Source organism: Bacillus sp. JJ1521, from assembly GCF_036965165.1.
GTDB lineage: Bacteria > Bacillota > Bacilli > Bacillales > Bacillaceae_L > Ferdinandcohnia.
Genome location: NZ_JBALOX010000122.1, coordinates 30,426 through 30,907 on the forward strand (window position 1 = coordinate 30,426; position 482 = coordinate 30,907).

1 pseudogene is annotated in these 482 nt (G+C 34.2%); it reads left to right on the forward strand.

Annotation, left to right across the window (positions count from 1 at the left end):
- Positions 1 to 168: 168 nt before the first annotated feature.
- Positions 169 to 482: pseudogene (locus tag V7147_RS16610) on the forward strand (hypothetical protein); the annotation flags it as partial.

The following is a 482-nucleotide window of genomic DNA, read 5'->3' on the forward strand; positions in this document are numbered from 1 at the left end:
TGGCATCCGCCTGAGGCTTAAACTTTATACAGCAGAAGTAGGGCTTCTGCTGTATAAAATTTAAATTCTTCTTTTCCCATTATAATCCACGAAGCCATTCTGGCAAAATAAAACAGAGATTCGGTGATTGCAAGAATGATAAAATGGCTTATGGGAGTGAGAACAAATATGCGAAAAAAAGTTATCGTCATTTTATTTATATTATGTAGTCTTCCGATTTTATTAAGCTTAGACACAATTACGTATAACTCTACCTATTATGCTAAATATGAATCTCCTGAAGGCATTCTTTTCCTGAGCTACACAGAAAACTGGGATGAACCTCAATTAAAGGATTTATATCAGGAATTAATAAAAAATAAACATGGTGAGGAATTAAACCTTTTACAGGAAATACGTGTAATGGGCGGGTCATCACCTTCAAATAGTATGATTACTGGAATCTATCATCCTTTTATTAGCAGCATCACCCTCTATAAAGG